The following is a 16,711-nucleotide window of genomic DNA, read 5'->3' on the forward strand; positions in this document are numbered from 1 at the left end:
TTAAACGTTTACCAAAATTATACCACGAAACCACAAAAATCCCCTTAGAAATCCGCTTCTAAGGGGTTGTCTTTATCCTGCTGCTTGGGCTGGTTCTGCTGGTTTGGTCTTTTTATCTTTCTTGCTACTAGTAATAAGACGTCGCTTGCTATCTCGGATGCTATTGAGTTCCTTGAGAAGTTGAGTCAGGTGTTCCTTTTCAGGGTAAGCTTCTGCACTGGCTGCGGTATAGCGCATAAAGAGGTCGTAGCTGGTTGAAAGTTCGGTACGGAGTTGTCTAGTCTTGCCAACTTCCTTGGCAGACTTAGAAGCACGCGCCTTACTTTCCACTTGGTCATATTCCTCTTGAGCATTGATCACCGCCGTCAGCATAGGTGTCAGTCCTAGGCTGGTCACTGCCTCATGATAGGGAGTTTCACTAAGCGTTTTGAGCAAGCTCTTGATTTCTGCCGTCTGTACATCATTGCTGTGCTTGGTGATGTCCTTGTACTTGGCAAAGACTGGTTTCAGAGTTTCATGAGCTTCTTTGAGTTTGGCATCCTTAATCTTAGCAAATCCTCTATGAAGGGTAAAGAGACCGACCAAGGCACTATCACGATTGCGATCAACTTCTGTCAGATTACTAGATTCTTTCGTTTCCACCGCCGCAAGTTGAGCTTGAAAATCATCTAGCTTGGTCTTGAAGAGTTCCAAATGTTTGGCATACATAGCTTCATCCTTGTTTGCCTTAGAAAAAGTTGCCAAACTTTGATGAGTATCCATCATCAGGCTTTCAAATTCACGGTTGGTAAAGTTGCTGTAACTAAGTGGGCGAATAGCGTATATTTTTGTCATGATGATATCCTTTCTATTTAACGAATCATTTATTATCTTCTTGATCAAACAAAGACTGGATTAGTTCTGGAAGATAGACCTGTTTTTGATCTGTTTTTACAATGCTTCCTTGTCTACCATGTTGAATCAAAGGTCTATCCTTAAATACAAAGACTTGAAACAATGCACAGACCAAAAATAGAAGCCCCCATAAAGGAAGTGTCGATAGCATACTCTCCTCATCATCTCTAACTTTCTTCATCAATTTTTTCCTTTAAGTTGATACATCCATTCTAACAGTTCTCCAAACCATTTCGACTCCCATCCGCTCAACTGTCATTATTTCCATCTAAAATGTACTTTTCAGGACAAATCAGACATTTCCAAATTAAAAAATCTCTATCTGACTAGACATACATACCGTCCATCAGATAGAGACTCTTACTATTTTTAGATTTTAACTTTTCTAACTTTAGAATACATATAAACTTTAGGGAAGACGACTATTCGAAAGCTAGAAGATCTTAAAACTCTCTCAGATAAGCTATTCGAAACGTAGATTGCTTTTAAATTTATGGAATGACGATTGTTCTAAAGTTAGAATACATGTAAACTTTAGGAAAGAGACCTGTTCTAAGTCTCGAAGGCCTATTCACTATCCATTCCTCATCAAAAACACTCTTTCCCCCTTTCTCCTCCAAAATATGGTATAGTAGAAATATACTATCTATGAGGAGTTTACATGTCACAGGATAAACAAATGAAAGCTGTTTCTCCCCTTCTGCAGCAAGTTATCAATATCTCATCGATTGTCGGTGGGGTTGGAAGTTTGATTTTCTGTATTTGGGCTTATCAGGCTGGAATTTTACAGTCTAAGGAAACCCTCTCTGCCTTTATCCAGCAGGCAGGTATCTGGGGGCCACCTCTCTTTATCTTTTTACAGATTTTACAGACTGTCGTCCCTATCATTCCTGGGGCCTTGACCTCGGTGGCTGGGGTCTTTATCTACGGCCATATCATCGGGACTATCTACAACTATATTGGTATCGTGATTGGCTGTGCCATTATCTTTTATCTGGTGCGCCTCTATGGGGCTGCCTTTGTCCAGTCTGTCGTCAGCAAGCGCACCTATGACAAGTATATCGGTTGGTTAGATAAGGGCAATCGTTTTGACCGTTTCTTTATTTTTATGATGATTTGGCCCATTAGTCCAGCTGACTTTCTCTGTATGCTGGCTGCCCTGACCAAGATGAGTTTCAAGCGCTATATGACCATCATCATTCTGACCAAACCCTTTACCCTCGTGGTTTATACCTACGGTCTGACCTATATTATCGACTTCTTCTGGCAAATGCTTTGACACATAAAAAATCCGTTTGGTTTCCCAAGCGGATTTTGTGCTTTATTTTGAAACTTCTTTTGCAAGGACAAAGTTTCCAAGAGTAGCAGAACCATTTCCTGCGACTGCTGGAGTCACGATATATTCACGCACATCAGGTACTGGTAGGTAGCCATTAAGAAGAGATGTAAATTTCTCACGGACACGATCCAGCATGTGTTGTTGAGCCATGACCCCTCCACCAAAGACAATCACATCTGGTCGGAAAGTCACTGTCGCATTAACCGCAGCTTGAGCGATATAGTAGGCTTGAACATCCCAAACAGGGTTATTGAGTTCAATGTTTTCCCCACGAACACCTGTACGAGCTTCCAAACTTGGACCAGCTGCATAGCCTTCCAAACAGCCTTTGTGGAATGGACAAACACCGTTGAATTCTTTTTCAATATCCATTGGGTGTCTAGCAACATAATAATGACCCATCTCAGGATGACCCACACCACCGATAAACTCACCACGTTGGATGACACCTGCGCCGATACCTGTACCGATTGTGTAGTAAACCAAGTTTTCGATACGGCCACCAGCATTGTTACGGGCAACCACTTCACCATAAGCAGAGCTGTTTACGTCTGTAGTGAAGTACATTGGCACGTTTAGGGCGCGACGAAGGGCACCAAGCAAGTCCACATTTGCCCAGTTTGGTTTTGGAGTCGTTGTGATAAAGCCATAATTTTTTGAGTTTTTATCAATATCAATCGGCCCAAATGAACCAACTGCAAGACCAGCAAGGTTGTCGAATTTTGAGAAGAACTCAATGGTTTTATCGATTGTTTCGATTGGAGTTGTTGTTGGAAATTGTGTTTTTTCTACAACGTTAAAGTTTTCATCACCGACAGCACAGACAAACTTTGTACCGCCCGCTTCCAAGCTTCCATATAATTTTGTCATGATAAACCTCTTGTTTTTATTTTCTTTATTATAGCATATTTCGAAAGTCTAAATTTCTCTATTTTTTAGATTTTCCTCTGTAAATCTTACCATTCAAGCAAAAACGAACAAACATGTCATTTGTTCGTTTTCACATTAGAGAGGATTGATTAGATTTTCACTTCGATTACAGCATCCCCCTTCGCAACTGAACCTGTTGCGACTGGAGCTACTGAAGCGTAGTCAGCTGTATTTGTAACGATAACCATTGTTGTATCATCAAGTCCAGCTGCAGCGATTTTGTTTGAGTCAAATGTTCCAAGAACATCGCCCGCTTTAACCTTATCACCTTGAGCAACTTTTGCTTCAAAACCTTCACCATTCATAGATACAGTGTCAATACCAACGTGGATCAAAACTTCAGTACCATCAGTTGTTTTCAAACCAAAAGCGTGTCCTGTTGGAAAGGCAATTGAAACTTCAGCATCAGCTGGTGCATATACCACACCTTGGCTAGGTTTTACAGCGATACCTTGTCCCATAGCTCCACTTGAGAAGACTGGGTCATTGACATCAGCAAGAGCGACAACATCACCAACGATAGGAGTAACAAGTGTTTCATTTTGAAGAGCTGCTGGCGCAACTTCTTCTTTTGCTTCAGCAACTTCAGCTTGTTTTGCAGATGGAGTTGCATCTACTTCATCTTCGTAACCAAACATGTAAGTTAGGGCAAAACCTAGACCGAATGATACAGCTACCATAAGAAGGTATAGTGGAAGTTGTCCATTACCAGCATAAAGCATTGTACCAGGGATGATAGTGATACCACTACCAGTACCAGCAAGTCCAAGGATTGAAGCCAATCCACCACCGATTGCACCAGCAATCAATGAAAGGAAGAATGGTTTACGGAAGCGCAAGTTCACCCCGAAGATAGCAGGCTCTGTAATACCTAGGAAGGCAGAAAGAGCTGCTGGGAAAGCAAGTGTTTTCAGTTTTGGATTTTTAGTTTTGACACCAACCGCAACAGTCGCAGCACCTTGAGCTGTCATAGCTGCAGTGATGATAGCGTTGAATGGGTTAGCATGGTCAGCAGCAAGCAATTGCACTTCAAGCAAGTTGAAGATGTGGTGCACACCTGAGACGACAATCAATTGGTGAACCCCACCAATCAAGAAACCACCAAGACCAAATGGCAAGCCAAGGATTGCTTTTGTAGCGATAAGGATGTAGTTTTCAACGACGTGGAAAACTGGTCCGATGACAAAGAGTCCAAGGATAGACATGACCAAAAGTGTCACGAATGGCGTTACCAAGAGGTCAATGACATCTGGAACAACCTTGCGGACAGCTTTTTCAAATTTAGCTCCGACAACCCCGATGATGAAGGCTGGAAGAACGGAACCTTGCAAACCAACAACAGGGATGAAACCAAAGAAGTTCATAGCTGTTACTTCACCACCTGAAGCAACCGCCCAAGCGTTTGGAAGTGAGCCAGAAACAAGCATCATACCAAGAACGATACCAACGGCAGGATTTCCACCGAATACACGGAAGGTTGACCACACAACCAAACCTGGCAAGATGATGAAGGCTGTATCTGTCAAGATTTGTGTGTAAATTGCAAAGTCACCTGGAAGTGGCATTTCAAGAGCGTTGAAAAGGCCACGCACACCCATGAAGAGACCTGTCGCTACAATAACTGGGATGATTGGAACGAAAACGTCACCGAAAGTACGGATAGCACGTTGGAACCAGTTCCCTTGTTTCGCAGCTTCTGCTTTCATGTCATCTTTAGATGATGTTGGCAAACCAAGTGCAACAACTTCATCGTACATTTTGTTTACTGTACCAGTACCAAAGATGATTTGGTATTGACCTGAGTTAAAGAAAGCACCTTGAACTTTTTCCAAGTTCTCAATCACTTCTTTATTGATTTTTCCTTCATCTTTGACCATGACACGAAGACGAGTCGCACAGTGGGCAACACTGTTGACATTTTCACGTCCGCCCAAGGCATCGATGACTTTTTTTGCAATTTCCTGATTGTTCATTTGCAAAAATCTCCTTATATAAAATTTTGTTCTTGTTTGAAAGCGATTTTATTCGCCCTACGACTTTTATTTTATCATGTTTCAAAAATATGTCAAGCGTTTTGCAGAAAAAATATTTGTTTCTTAGAGTAAGGTCTTTTGTTTTGATAGATTGTGAGAGTTTTATGAAAGTATTCTTTAAAAAAAATAGTTTAAAATCTGAGTTAAAAAGGATTTTGTTTCACTTTCTTTCAATTTTCTGTAGATAGATGATTGATTTCCTGCTTTTATTTTATGATAAACGTTTGACAGTTTTTTCTCTTTTTTAACATAAAAGGCTTGCATTTTTTACCGAAAACGGTTACTATTAAAAGTGATAAGATTTTCGGAGGAATGAATGAATGGAATGGACAACTGAGCGTCGTTACAGACTTTATCAAGATTGGACGCAAGAAGAAATTCAACATATAAAAGAAAATATGGCACAATCTCCATGGCATACTCATTACCATGTTGAGCCAAAAACAGGACTTCTCAACGACCCGAATGGCTTTTCTTACTTTGATGGAAAGTGGATTGTTTTTTATCAGAACTTCCCTTTTGGTGCAGCCCACGGCTTAAAATCTTGGGTTCAGCTTGAAAGTGATGATTTGGTTCACTTTAGAGAAACTGGAGTCAAAGTCTTGCCTGATACTCCGTTAGATAGCCACGGTGCCTACTCTGGTTCTGCCATGCAGTTTGGCGATAACTTATTCCTATTTTATACAGGAAATGTTCGTGATGAAAACTGGATCCGTCACCCTTACCAAATTGGGGCTTTGATGGATAAAGATGGCAAGATTACCAAGATTGACAAGATTTTGATTGACCAGCCAGCAGACTCTACTGACCACTTCCGTGACCCACAAATTTTTTACTTTAAGGGTCAATATTATGCTATCGTCGGTGGTCAGGACTTGGAGAAAAAAGGATTCGTCCGTCTCTATAAGGCTGTAGACAACGACTACACAAACTGGCAAGAGGTTGGCGACCTTGACTTTGCTAACGACCGTACAGCCTACATGATGGAATGTCCAAATCTGGTCTTTGTCGGGGAGCAACCTGTCCTTCTCTACTGCCCACAAGGATTGGATAAGAAAGTTCTAGACTACGACAATATCTATCCAAATATGTACAAAATTGGGGCTTCCTTTGACCCTGAAAACGCCAAAATGGTAGATGTATCTCAACTTCAAAACATGGATTATGGTTTCGAAGCCTATGCAACTCAAGCCTTCAACGCTCCTGATGGACGTGCTCTAGCAGTTAGCTGGCTTGGTTTGCCAGATGTTTCTTACCCATCTGACCGTTTTGACCACCAAGGAACCTTCTCATTGGTCAAAGAACTGACTATCAAAGACGGCAAACTCTACCAATACCCAGTCGCAGCTATCAAGGACCTTCGTGCTTCTGAAGAAGTCTTCTCAAACCGTGCTCAAACCAATAACACCTACGAACTCGAGCTCAACTTGGAAGCTAATAGCCAGAGCGAGATTGTCTTACTTGCTGACAAAGAAGGCAAGGGACTTTCCATCAACTTTGACCTTGTAAATGGTCAAGTGACAGTGGATCGTAGCCAGGCTGGTGAACAGTATGCCCAAGAATTTGGAACAACTCGCTCTTGCCCTATCGATCATCAGGCTACTACTGCTACAATCTTCATCGATAACTCTGTCTTTGAAATTTTCATCAATAAAGGAGAAAAAGTATTTTCTGGTCGTGTCTTCCCACATGCGGACCAAAATGGTATCCTCATCAAATCTGGAAATCCAACTGGAACTTACTATGAATTAGATTATGGTCGCAAAACTAACTGATGTCGCCAAACTTGCAGGCGTCAGTCCTACTACCGTTTCTCGGGTTATCAATAAAAAAGGGTATCTATCTGAAAAAACCATTCAAAAGGTTAATGAAGCCATGCGAGAACTGGGCTATAAACCCAACAACCTAGCTCGCAGTCTACAAGGAAAATCAGCTAAGTTAATCGGCTTGATTTTCCCCAATATTTCTAACGTTTTCTATGCAGAATTGATTGATAAATTGGAACACCAACTCTTCAAAAATGGTTACAAGACCATCATCTGCAACAGTGAGCATGACTCTGAAAAGGAACGCGAGTACATCGAAATGCTCGAAGCCAATCAGGTGGACGGCATCATTTCTGGTAGTCACAACTTGGGAATCGAAGACTACAATCGTGTGACCGCGCCAATTATTTCCTTTGACCGCAATCTGTCACCAGACATTCCTGTCGTCTCCTCTGATAACTATGCTGGTGGAGTTCTTGCTGCCCAGACCTTGGTTAAGACAGGTGCCCAATCTATCATCATGATTACAGGGAATGACAATTCTAATTCACCAACTGGACTACGCCACGCTGGTTTTGCATCTGTACTCCCCCAAGCTCCTATTATCAATGTTTCCAGTGACTTTTCTCCCGTCAGAAAAGAAATGGAAATCAAGAATATCTTAACTCGACAAGAGCCAGATGCCATCTTTGCTTCAGATGATTTGACAGCTATTCTGGTCATTAAAATCGCTCAAGAATTGGGCATTTCTGTCCCTGAAGAGCTCAAGGTCATCGGCTATGATGGGACCTACTTTATCGAGAATTACTACCCTCAATTGGCTACTATCAAGCAACCCTTGAAAGAGATTGCCCAACTCACTGTTGACCTTCTCTTACAGAAGATCGAAGGCAAGGAAGTCGCAACAACTGGTTACTTTTTACCAGTTACATTATTACCAGGAAAAAGTATTTAAACACAAAAAAACTCGACCAATTCGTCTGAGTTTTTTTATGATCTTAAATTTTCTAGATAACGCTGGGCAGTCTCTAGATTAAAGGTTTTATCTGCGATGAGGTGCTCAACTAGGGGAGCTACCTCGGATTCACTGGCTCCTGCTAGGAGAGCTAAGGATTTAGCCTGCAATTTCATGTGACCTTGCTGAATCCCTGTACTCACCAAGGCTTTCAGGGCTGCAAAGTTTTGGGCAAGCCCGATAGACACGATAATCTGGGCTAATTCTTTGGCAGAAGGATTTCCCAGTAGTTCATGACTAAGGGCTACACGAGGATTGAGGCCGATAGAGCCACCCTTGGTTGCCACAGGCATGGGCAGGGTCATCTCACCGACCAATTCTTCTCGTTCAAGGTCCAGCGTCCATTGACTAAGACCTTGGTAATGTCCATCTCGACTGGCAAAGGCATGGGCCCCGGCTTCTATGGCACGCCAATCATTACCAGTGGCAATTAAAATGGCATCAATACCATTAAAAATCCCTTTATTGTGAGTAGCAGCTCGATAAGGATCAGCCTGCGCAAACTGGCTAGCCAAAGCTATTTTCTCCGCAATCTCTCGTCCTTGCTCCTTTTGGCGACTCAAGTAGCGAAAGGCGATGCGACAGCTTGCAGTCACCAGAGAATCGGTCGCGTAGTTGGACAGGATTCCCATAAGACTCTGTCCCTGGCTGAGTTCTTCTAAGACTGGTTTCAAGGCTTCCAGCATGGTGTTGAGCATATTGGCACCCATGGCTTCCTGGGTATCGACATGGAGATAAACAACGAGAAAGTCTGTTTCGCCTTTGATCTGCTCTACATGTAAATCACGCGCCCCACCCCCGCGTTTAACAATGGAAGGATAGGCTTGATTAGCAAGCTCCAAGAGTTCTGCCTTCTTGCTGGCAATCTTCTCTAGCGCTTGTTCAGGATCAGCAACTTGATAAAGGGCTACCTGCCCAATCATCTGGCGCTGATGAACCTGAGCAGTAAAGCCACCTGCTCGCTTGATGATTTTGCTGGCATAGCTGGCCGCAGCAACCACTGAGGGCTCTTCTGTCACATAGGGAACTGTGTATTCCTGACCGTTAACGAGAACCTCTGGGACCAGCGAATAAGGCAGAGAAAAAGTTCCCACCACATTCTCACTCAGCTGGTCTGCAACAGTCACACTCATCTGTTCATCCTGCTCCAGACTCGCTTGTCTCTCAGGACTAAGGAGCGCCTGAGCTTGCAACAACTCAAGGCGCTCATGGTATGATTTTTTAGAAAATCCATTCCAACTTATCTTCATTATTTTTCAACCTTGCTATAACGGCGTTGGTGGTCCACAATTTCAACCAAGGCAAAATCTTGATTTTCATAGCCAGCAAACTGGGCAGAATTTGTTTCATCTAAGTCTACTTCCTCAAAGAAGACTTTTTCATAGTCTGCAACGGATAGGGCAGTTCGTTGGTTGAGCTTATTCAAACGATCTTTATCCAAATAAGCTTCATATCCTTCAACCAATTCACCACTGAAGAACTCAGCCACAGCACCACTTCCGTAACTATAAAGGGCAATTTTATCACCAGCCTTCAAGCTATCTGTATTTTCCAAGAGAGACAGAAGCCCAAGGAAGAGAGAACCTGTATAGATATTCCCCACCTTCTGACTGTAGAGAATAGACTGGTCAAAATGCTTTTGCAAGAGGTCTTTTTTCTCTTGAGGCAAGTTCTTATCCATGATTTTTTTCAAGCCTTTTAGCGCTAATTTAGGATAAGGCAAGTGGAAGCAAACAGCTGCAAAATCATCCAAAGTAAGCTGGTAGCGTTTTTGGTATTCAAGCCAAGTCGTTTTCAAACTATCTAGGTATTGTTGGGTAGAATAGACACCATTTACATAAGGAGTTGTTGAGTAATTTGGACGCCAGAAATCCATGATGTCACGAGTTTGAGCCACATTGTCATTATTAAAGGCCATCATGCGTGGATTCTGTGTAATCAACATAGCCACACTTCCGGCACCCTGAGTGGGTTCTCCTGGAGTTTCAATACCGTATTTGGCAATATCGCTAGCAATAACCAAGACCTTGGACTCTGGAGAATTTTCCACATGCAGTTTTGCATAATGAAGGGCCGCTGTCGCCCCATAGCAAGCTTCTTTAATCTCGAAACTACGAGCAAAGGGCTGAATGCCCAGCAAGCCATGCACAAAGACCGCCGCAGCCTTACTCTGGTCAATTCCTGACTCGGTAGCCACAATGACCATATCGATTTCTTGTCTTTCTTGCTCAGTTAAAATAGAGTCACTAGCACTGGCGGCCAAGGTCACGATATCCTCAGTTAGAGGCGCAATACTTAATTCCTTGAGTAAGAGTCCTTTGCTTAATTTTTCAGGGTCAATTCCCCTCGCTTCTGCTAAGTCTTGTAATTTCAAGACATATTGACTGGTCGCAAAACCAATCTTATCAATACCGATTGTCATATTTACCTCTGTTTTATCATTCATGTAAAAAATCGTTCAGTACTATTTTATCACAAATGGCAATAAAAGAGAGAAAAAAGACTTGATTCACCAAATCAAGCCTCTTATGAATCTAACTTTTATGCTGTTTTCGTAAGTAAGAATAAAGTCTGAGAATCACTGTTCCGCTAGCCATTCCAATGGAAATGACCAGAGCCAGCATGACAACCAAGGTCGCACTTGCCAGCGCTTTATTATAGTCCCCTGTCACAAAAAAGGCAGTTGTCCGATAGGAGAGATAACCCGGAACCAAGGGTGCCAAGATGGCTAAGATAAAGACTACAGCAGGAGTCTTATAAAGAATACTCAAAATCTGGCTGACACAAGAACCGATAATGGCCGCAATGAAGGTAGCAACAATGACATTGGTCGGTTCCTTGAGCAAGAGATAAATTAGCCAGACAGCCATGCCCAAAATCCCTCCAGGTAAGAGCATAGAGCGTTGCACATTGAGTACGATTAAAAAAGTGATAATGGCAAGAAGACTTGCCACTGCTTGTAATAAAAAGGTTGTTAGTGTCATATTAGTTCATCAATACCAAGGCGACAGAAGTTCCTGCCCCTAAAGCAAGGGTAATGAGCAGGGATTCAAACATCTTGCTCATACCAGAGTTTATGTGGTTAGTCATAATATCACGAACCGCATTAGTCAAGGCAATCCCTGGTACAAAAGGCATGACCGCACCAGCTATAATCAAGTCTGCCGTTGAAGGAAAGCCTGTGTAGCGAGCCCAAAACTGGGCAATCATCCCAAAGACAAAGGCTCCAGCAAAGGCTGTTACAAAAGGAATTCGGATAAACTTCTCCACATAGAGGGAAAAGGCAAAACCAAATAAGGTCGCTACTCCTGCCCCAAGTGCGTCGTAGATATTTCCACTAAACATAACTGAAAAGAAAGGAGCACTAAAGGTCGCAGCCAGAGTTACCTGCAACTTAGTATAGGGAAGGGGTTGAGCTTGCAAGGCCTTCAATTGTTTGAAGGCTGTCTCTAAATCAATCTGCCCTCCAACCAGCTGACGAGAAATCTGATTCACATCGCAGACTTTTTCAATGTTATAAGAAGAGGAGGTTACACGCTTCATTCGCGAAATATTGGTATTTTCAATGGAGAAAAAGATAGCGGCAGGCATGGCAAGAACATTGCAATCCACAATCCCCTGCGAATGCGCAATCCGAATCATGGTATCTTCTACGCGATGAATCTCTGAACCACTTTTGAGAAGAATGGTTCCAGCTAACATAATCACATCGATGACGGCATTTAATTCTCTTGATTCTTCCATGCTTTCCTCCTTTTATCAACTCCTTCTATTTTATCACAAATCTGGAGTCAAAAAAAATCTTTGTCATGAAATCATGACAAAGATTCGTTTAATCACGTGAATTTTCGCGGTTGCCTTCACTACTTGATTGAGTCGTAGCAGATGCATTCCCTCGTTGATTTCCTTGTTGGTTCCCCTGACTTGGTGTTGTAGTAGAACCTTGGTTTCCACGTTGGGATGGTGCTGATGATGACGTTGACGGCGGTGTTTTTGGTTTGTAGATTGAAATCTTGACACGCGTCTTCGTCAAATCAACCTTTTCGCCTGCTTTTGGACTTTGCTCTACAACAGTCCCCTCAGCAGTTCCATCAGGAGCTGTCGACACTTCTACAACTTCAATATTGGCTTCCTTAATCCCAACAATTTGAACGAGATTGTTTTTAGTAAATTCGAGACTAGATCCTATATAACTTGGCATAGCAACGCTGGTTACTTTCTTAGCAACAGTTAAGGTAATCGTTGAGGCCTTGCTCAAATCATAGGTTGTTCCGGCAGCTGGACTCTGTCTGAGAATAGTTCCTGCTTCACTCTCACTTGATTCCTCTTCCTCAATTTTAATGAGATTTTCAGGAACCTTCTTCTGCTTGAGTTCTGCAATAACATCTGTAGATTTACGGCCGATATAATTGCTCAATTGGAAGGATTGTTTGCCTGATGAGACAACCAAATTGATTTTCGAACCTTCTTTTCGACCAGTTCCAGCGCCAGGATCTGTACGGATAATCCGCCCCTCTTCCACCTTTTCACTAGCCTCTGTCTTCTCCTCACCAATCTCAAAATTGGCTTTCTTGAGCGTTTCCTTGGCCTCCGCAACTGTCTGACCTGCCACATCTGGAATGGCAATGGTTGCAGGAGTTCTGGATAGTATCCAAATAAGAGAAGCTGCCACCAATACAATGCTGGCCAACAAAATCATATAGCGAACTCTAAATTTCCTTTTCTTAACAGGCTTGGTTACGTAATTGTCTTCTGAAACCTGCTGACTAGGCTTCGCAGTCTGTGGCTTCGGACTTTGTGTTTGCACTTTAGGAATCGAAGTCAAGGTACTCTGGGATACTTTTGGTAGAGTCTTGGTGTCCGCCTTAGTCGCATCGTCAAAGACCAGCTTTGGTTCATTACGACGATTATAAGACAAACTACTAGACAAGTCCACATACATTTCAGCTACTGATTTGTAGCGATCTGTCAATTTCTTAGCAGTTGCCTTGATAACAACATTTTCCAAAGCCTGAGGCACAGATGGATTTTCATCAATAACTGACGGCAGTGGTTTCTGGAAATGCTGAAGGGCAATGGTCACCGCACTATCTCCATCGTAAGGAATATGACCTGTCAGCATCTCATAGAAAATAATCCCCATGGCATAGATATCACTCTGTACAGTAGCCTTAGAACCACGCGCCTGCTCTGGTGACAAGTAATGAACTGAGCCCAGCATCGAGTTAGTCTGAGTCAGACTCGTCTCTGCAAAGGCTACCGCAATCCCAAAGTCTGTGACCTTGGCAGTCCCATCTGGGGTCAAGAGGATATTTTGAGGTTTCAAGTCCCTGTGAACAATTCCTCTGGTATGTGCCAAACGCATAGCCAAGAGAATTTGTCCCATGATACGGACTGCTTCTTCATTAGAAAGAGGATAGTGTTCCTTGATATAGCGTTTGAGGTCTAGTCCAGCAACATACTCCATTGCAAGATACTGTTGACCGTCTTCCTCACCAATATCTGTTATCCGAACGATATGAGGATGGTCTAGATCTGCCATAGCTCTCGCTTCACGCTGAAAACGAGCTACAGCTATCGGGTCCGTCTGGTAGTTGGTTCTCAGAACCTTCACTGCCACTTCTTCCCCATCTAAGATTAAGTCTTTGGCTAGGTAGACATCCGCCATGCCTCCTCGACCAATCTGTTTGACAATCCGATAGCGTCCGGCAAAAATCTTGCCGATTTGGATCATTCTGCATCCTCCTCGTTCATAGAAACAAGGGCAACCGTAATGTTGTCTAAACCTCCTGCATTGTTAGCAAAACGAACAAGTGTCTCCGTTTTATCTGCTAAAGGAATATCACTGGTTACAATATCACGAATCTCACTGCCTGAAATCATGTTGGTCAAGCCGTCACTATTGAGCAAGAGATAGTCACCTGACTCAAGGATAACTGTCCCAAAATCAGGTTGAATTTCATCTTTTTGCCCAATAGACTGGGTGATAATATTTTTTTGCGGGTGAGCTTCTGCCTCTTCTGGTGTCAATTGACCAGCCTTGAGCAACTCATTGACCAAGGAATGATCGCTCGTCAACTGATGGTATTCTTCTCCACGAATCAAGCCGATACGCGAATCACCAATATGAGCATAGATAGCCTGATTATCAATAATAGCAAGGACTTCCAAAGTAGTTCCCATGCCTCTGTAAGCTTCATCCTGACCAAGCTGGTGAATCTTTTGATTTTCAATTTCTAGGTAATGGGCGAACCATTCACGCACTTCATTGACTGTATCGATTTGGGTATCGACCCAAGCTATACCTAGGTCTGTTACCGCCATTTCACTAGCGATATTCCCTGCGCGATGACCTCCCATCCCATCAGCTAAAATAATCATGGTACGTCCAGCTCTATTGACATAGTGGTTGACATAGTCTTGGTTATTTGTCCGTTTCTGACCAACATCTGTTAATAATGAAATTTCCATGTGTCAGTTCCTTCCTAATCCGATATCTTGCGAAATTGACTGATGAAGAATCCATCACTTCCATACAATTCAGGTGTAATGAGGATACAGCCGTCTTTCATGATATCCTTACATTCATGTTCTAGCTTTACCTGCTCGAACTCAGGATGACTTTCTAAAAACGCTTCAACGACTTGAAAATTCTCCTCTGAGACAATAGTACAGGTACTATAAGTTATTATACCACCTTTGCCTAGTGTTTGACAAACACTACCTAATATTTCTAGTTGAATTTCCTGTAAGGACGCGAAATCTGCCGTTTCTTTATTGTATTTGATATCTGGTTTTCGGCGCAAAAGACCGATTCCTGAACAGGGAGCATCCACCAAAATCTTATCAAATGAATCCTGCCCAAAAAACTCATGCACCTTTCTGGCATCCAATTTTTGCCTTTGAACCCGATCTGCAACTCCCAGACGTTGGGCATTTTCTTGAATCAAGTCCAACTTGTGGTCATACAAGTCCAGAGCAGTAACCTGACCTGTCGTAAGATAAGAGGCTATATGGGCTGTTTTCCCACCTGGAGCAGCACAGGCATCAAGCACTCGCTCATCTCCCTGCAAATTCAAAGTTGGCGCAACCAATTGACTGGACTCGTCTTGAATGGTAATAGCCCCTTCTGCGAACAAATCAAGGCCTGCAAAGTGGCCTTGCTCCTTAACCAGACCAGAAGGAGACAAGGATGAATCACTGGCCTCCAACAAGACTTGGATTTCTTCTTTTCGTCCTAGATCTGTTACACGAATGCTGGCCTTGTTGCGCACCAAGAGGCTTTCAAAAATAGCCAGCGCTCGCTCTTCTCCGTATTCTTCCTTGAGCTTGGCAACTAGCCAAACTGGGAGAGAATAGGCAATGGAATCACGCTTGTTTTTTCGTTTGATGCTAGCAATATCTGGCCAGCCTTCACGCAAGATACGGCGAAGGACAGCGTTGACCAATTTTTCACTGCCTTTTTTACGGATTTTGGCTAGTTCTACTGCTTCATTGACCACAGCATGGTCTGGAATCTTATCCAGATAGCGGAGTTGGTAGGCACTCATGAGGAGAAGGACGTAGAGCCAGCTGTCTAACTGATCTCTGTCTTCGATAAAGTGGGATAGGTACCATTCCAGAGTCAGCTTACGGGCTACCGTTCCATAGACAATCTCCGTCACCAAGCCCTTGTCTGGTGCTGAGAGTTGACTCCCCTTGAGGTGTTTGTTTAAGGCAATATTGGAGTATGCTTGGTTGATAAAAACATCCTCTAGCACTGCTAGGGCTAAACTTCTAGCCGTTTCTACTTTAGTCACCAAATCGTTCTCCTACAGTCAATGTCCGTCCAACTCCGTTGAGGAAGGAAGCAATGTCCATCTTAGGCTTACCTGCTGGCTGCACTTGCTTGAGGGATAGAGCTCCTTCTGCCGTTGCGACAATCAATTCTTTCTTGCCGATAGAGAGAATCTCACCTGGATTTCCCTGACCATCTACTGGTAGGGCTTCATAAATCTTAAAGCGGTCACCCTTAAGGAAAGTATGGGCAACAGGCCAAGGGTTCATCCCACGGATTTGGTTAAAGAGTTGACGATTGCTTTTATTCCAGTCCAGTTTTTCTTCCTCTGGCTTGATGTTTGGCGAGAAGGTAACCTGACTTGGATCCTGCGGTTCAGGTTTGATGTCACCAGCAATGTAGGCAGGCAAAGTGTCCAAAAGCAAATCACGACCAACTAGCGCCAATTTCTCAAACAAGGTGCCGACATTGTCCTCATCCGTAATCGGAATACTACGACGAGAAATCATATCCCCTGCATCCATTTCCTTAACCATTTCCATAATGGTCACACCAACTTCCTCATCCCCTTGAATCAAGGCATAATGGATTGGCGCTCCACCACGGTGTTTAGGAAGAAGAGAAGCGTGAACATTGACCGCAAAATCCATGCTATCAAGGAGTTTACTTGGGAGAAACTGGCCAAAAGCAGCAGTCACAATTCCATCTGCTCCTAGCTTCATAATAGCTTCCATCTCTGGACCTCCAGATAGTTTTTCAGGTTGGTAGATAGGAAGGCCTGCTTCCTTGGCAGCTTGTTTAACTGGGGTTTCCTGGATCACTTTTTTACGTCCGACAGCACGGTCTGGCTGGGTCACAACGGCTAGAATTTCGTAACGGTCATCTGTCAAAAGTCCTTTTAAGACTGTTGCTGAAAAGTCGGGCGTCCCCATAAAGATTAATTTTGTCATATCTTCT

At 43.1% G+C, this 16,711-nt stretch carries 15 protein-coding genes; 3 read left to right on the forward strand and 12 right to left on the reverse strand.

Features of this window, described 5'->3' with window-relative positions; all coding sequences use genetic code 11:
- Nucleotides 1–72: 72 nt before the first annotated feature.
- Both SMIDD28_RS11800 and SMIDD28_RS01840 read right to left on the reverse strand, forming a co-directional pair.
- On the reverse strand, nt 73–834 hold the full coding sequence (locus SMIDD28_RS11800; protein WP_061424281.1) for a DUF6261 family protein: 762 nt from the start codon (nt 832–834) through the stop codon (nt 73–75).
- A gap of 25 nt (nt 835–859) precedes the next feature.
- Complete coding sequence (locus tag SMIDD28_RS01840; protein ID WP_061424283.1) at nt 860–1,075, reverse strand: hypothetical protein; 216 nt, start codon at nt 1,073–1,075, stop codon at nt 860–862.
- Nucleotides 1,076–1,555: 480 nt separating this feature from the next.
- On the opposite strand from SMIDD28_RS01840, the gene SMIDD28_RS01845 reads away from it, so the two are divergent.
- Nucleotides 1,556–2,173, forward strand: coding sequence for a TVP38/TMEM64 family protein (locus tag SMIDD28_RS01845; RefSeq protein WP_000076168.1), 618 nt, complete (start codon nt 1,556–1,558; stop codon nt 2,171–2,173).
- Nucleotides 2,174–2,215: 42 nt separating this feature from the next.
- On the opposite strand, the gene scrK is transcribed toward SMIDD28_RS01845, so the two are convergent.
- Nucleotides 2,216–3,103, reverse strand: a complete 888-nt coding sequence (gene scrK, locus SMIDD28_RS01850) for a fructokinase ScrK (RefSeq protein ID WP_061424284.1) — start codon at nt 3,101–3,103, stop codon at nt 2,216–2,218.
- Nucleotides 3,104–3,252: 149 nt separating this feature from the next.
- Nucleotides 3,253–5,136 carry a sucrose-specific PTS transporter subunit IIBC gene (locus tag SMIDD28_RS01855; protein WP_061424285.1) on the reverse strand — a complete coding sequence of 628 codons (1,884 nt, stop codon included), beginning with the start codon at nt 5,134–5,136 and terminating at the stop codon, nt 3,253–3,255.
- Between the two features lie 380 nt (nt 5,137–5,516).
- Here SMIDD28_RS01855 and SMIDD28_RS01860 point away from each other — a divergent pair, with 380 nt between their 5' ends.
- The gene (locus tag SMIDD28_RS01860) at nt 5,517–6,971 is read left to right on the forward strand and encodes a sucrose-6-phosphate hydrolase (protein WP_061424286.1); all 1,455 of its coding nucleotides are present in this window, start codon (nt 5,517–5,519) and stop codon (nt 6,969–6,971) included.
- Complete coding sequence (locus SMIDD28_RS01865; RefSeq protein ID WP_061424287.1) at nt 6,952–7,917, forward strand: LacI family DNA-binding transcriptional regulator; 966 nt, start codon at nt 6,952–6,954, stop codon at nt 7,915–7,917. Before SMIDD28_RS01860 ends, SMIDD28_RS01865 begins: the two co-directional genes overlap by 20 nt.
- A gap of 35 nt (nt 7,918–7,952) precedes the next feature.
- On the opposite strand, the gene SMIDD28_RS01870 is transcribed toward SMIDD28_RS01865, so the two are convergent.
- From SMIDD28_RS01870 to fmt, 8 genes are all read right to left on the reverse strand, one after another.
- The gene (locus SMIDD28_RS01870; RefSeq protein WP_061424289.1) at nt 7,953–9,227 is read right to left on the reverse strand and encodes a hydroxymethylglutaryl-CoA reductase, degradative; all 1,275 of its coding nucleotides are present in this window, start codon (nt 9,225–9,227) and stop codon (nt 7,953–7,955) included.
- Nucleotides 9,227–10,399: a hydroxymethylglutaryl-CoA synthase gene (locus tag SMIDD28_RS01875; protein ID WP_061424291.1), complete on the reverse strand. Its 1,173-nt coding sequence runs from the start codon at nt 10,397–10,399 to the stop codon at nt 9,227–9,229. The genes SMIDD28_RS01870 and SMIDD28_RS01875 overlap by 1 nt, the downstream gene beginning before the upstream one ends.
- Nucleotides 10,400–10,511: 112 nt before the next feature.
- Nucleotides 10,512–10,961, reverse strand: a complete 450-nt coding sequence (locus SMIDD28_RS01880) for a threonine/serine exporter family protein (RefSeq protein WP_000176928.1) — start codon at nt 10,959–10,961, stop codon at nt 10,512–10,514.
- Between the two features lies 1 nt (nt 10,962).
- Nucleotides 10,963–11,721 (reverse strand): threonine/serine exporter family protein, encoded by a 759-nt coding sequence (locus SMIDD28_RS01885; protein ID WP_033680612.1) that lies wholly within the window; start codon nt 11,719–11,721, stop codon nt 10,963–10,965.
- A gap of 88 nt (nt 11,722–11,809) precedes the next feature.
- Nucleotides 11,810–13,711, reverse strand: coding sequence for a Stk1 family PASTA domain-containing Ser/Thr kinase (pknB, locus tag SMIDD28_RS01890; RefSeq protein WP_061424294.1), 1,902 nt, complete (start codon nt 13,709–13,711; stop codon nt 11,810–11,812).
- A complete protein-coding gene (locus SMIDD28_RS01895) occupies nt 13,708–14,448 on the reverse strand; it encodes a Stp1/IreP family PP2C-type Ser/Thr phosphatase (RefSeq protein WP_000406237.1) in 741 nt (246 codons plus the stop codon). The genes pknB and SMIDD28_RS01895 overlap by 4 nt, the downstream gene beginning before the upstream one ends.
- Nucleotides 14,449–14,462: 14 nt before the next feature.
- Nucleotides 14,463–15,776 (reverse strand): 16S rRNA (cytosine(967)-C(5))-methyltransferase RsmB, encoded by a 1,314-nt coding sequence (rsmB, locus tag SMIDD28_RS01900; RefSeq protein ID WP_061424582.1) that lies wholly within the window; start codon nt 15,774–15,776, stop codon nt 14,463–14,465.
- Nucleotides 15,769–16,704, reverse strand: coding sequence for a methionyl-tRNA formyltransferase (gene fmt / locus SMIDD28_RS01905; protein ID WP_061424296.1), 936 nt, complete (start codon nt 16,702–16,704; stop codon nt 15,769–15,771). The genes rsmB and fmt overlap by 8 nt, the downstream gene beginning before the upstream one ends.
- Nucleotides 16,705–16,711: the final 7 nt, after the last annotated feature.

Source organism: Streptococcus mitis, from assembly GCF_001579045.1.
Lineage (GTDB): Bacteria > Bacillota > Bacilli > Lactobacillales > Streptococcaceae > Streptococcus > Streptococcus mitis_D.

What these genes read in the sequence shown, in the direction of transcription:
- SMIDD28_RS01865 (WP_061424287.1), top strand. Translation starts at nt 6,952, where the DNA reads ATGGTCGCAAAACTAACTGATGTCGCCAAACTTGCAGGCGTCAGTCCT.
- pknB (WP_061424294.1), bottom strand. Translation starts at nt 13,711, where the DNA reads ATGATCCAAATCGGCAAGATTTTTGCCGGACGCTATCGGATTGTCAAA.
- SMIDD28_RS01885 (WP_033680612.1), bottom strand. Translation starts at nt 11,721, where the DNA reads ATGGAAGAATCAAGAGAATTAAATGCCGTCATCGATGTGATTATGTTA.
- SMIDD28_RS01895 (WP_000406237.1), bottom strand. Translation starts at nt 14,448, where the DNA reads ATGGAAATTTCATTATTAACAGATGTTGGTCAGAAACGGACAAATAAC.
- SMIDD28_RS01845 (WP_000076168.1), top strand. Translation starts at nt 1,556, where the DNA reads ATGTCACAGGATAAACAAATGAAAGCTGTTTCTCCCCTTCTGCAGCAA.
- SMIDD28_RS01880 (WP_000176928.1), bottom strand. Translation starts at nt 10,961, where the DNA reads ATGACACTAACAACCTTTTTATTACAAGCAGTGGCAAGTCTTCTTGCC.
- SMIDD28_RS01840 (WP_061424283.1), bottom strand. Translation starts at nt 1,075, where the DNA reads ATGAAGAAAGTTAGAGATGATGAGGAGAGTATGCTATCGACACTTCCT.
- SMIDD28_RS01870 (WP_061424289.1), bottom strand. Translation starts at nt 9,227, where the DNA reads ATGAAGATAAGTTGGAATGGATTTTCTAAAAAATCATACCATGAGCGC.
- SMIDD28_RS11800 (WP_061424281.1), bottom strand. Translation starts at nt 834, where the DNA reads ATGACAAAAATATACGCTATTCGCCCACTTAGTTACAGCAACTTTACC.
- SMIDD28_RS01855 (WP_061424285.1), bottom strand. Translation starts at nt 5,136, where the DNA reads ATGAACAATCAGGAAATTGCAAAAAAAGTCATCGATGCCTTGGGCGGA.
- scrK (WP_061424284.1), bottom strand. Translation starts at nt 3,103, where the DNA reads ATGACAAAATTATATGGAAGCTTGGAAGCGGGCGGTACAAAGTTTGTC.
- SMIDD28_RS01875 (WP_061424291.1), bottom strand. Translation starts at nt 10,399, where the DNA reads ATGACAATCGGTATTGATAAGATTGGTTTTGCGACCAGTCAATATGTC.
- fmt (WP_061424296.1), bottom strand. Translation starts at nt 16,704, where the DNA reads ATGACAAAATTAATCTTTATGGGGACGCCCGACTTTTCAGCAACAGTC.
- SMIDD28_RS01860 (WP_061424286.1), top strand. Translation starts at nt 5,517, where the DNA reads ATGGAATGGACAACTGAGCGTCGTTACAGACTTTATCAAGATTGGACG.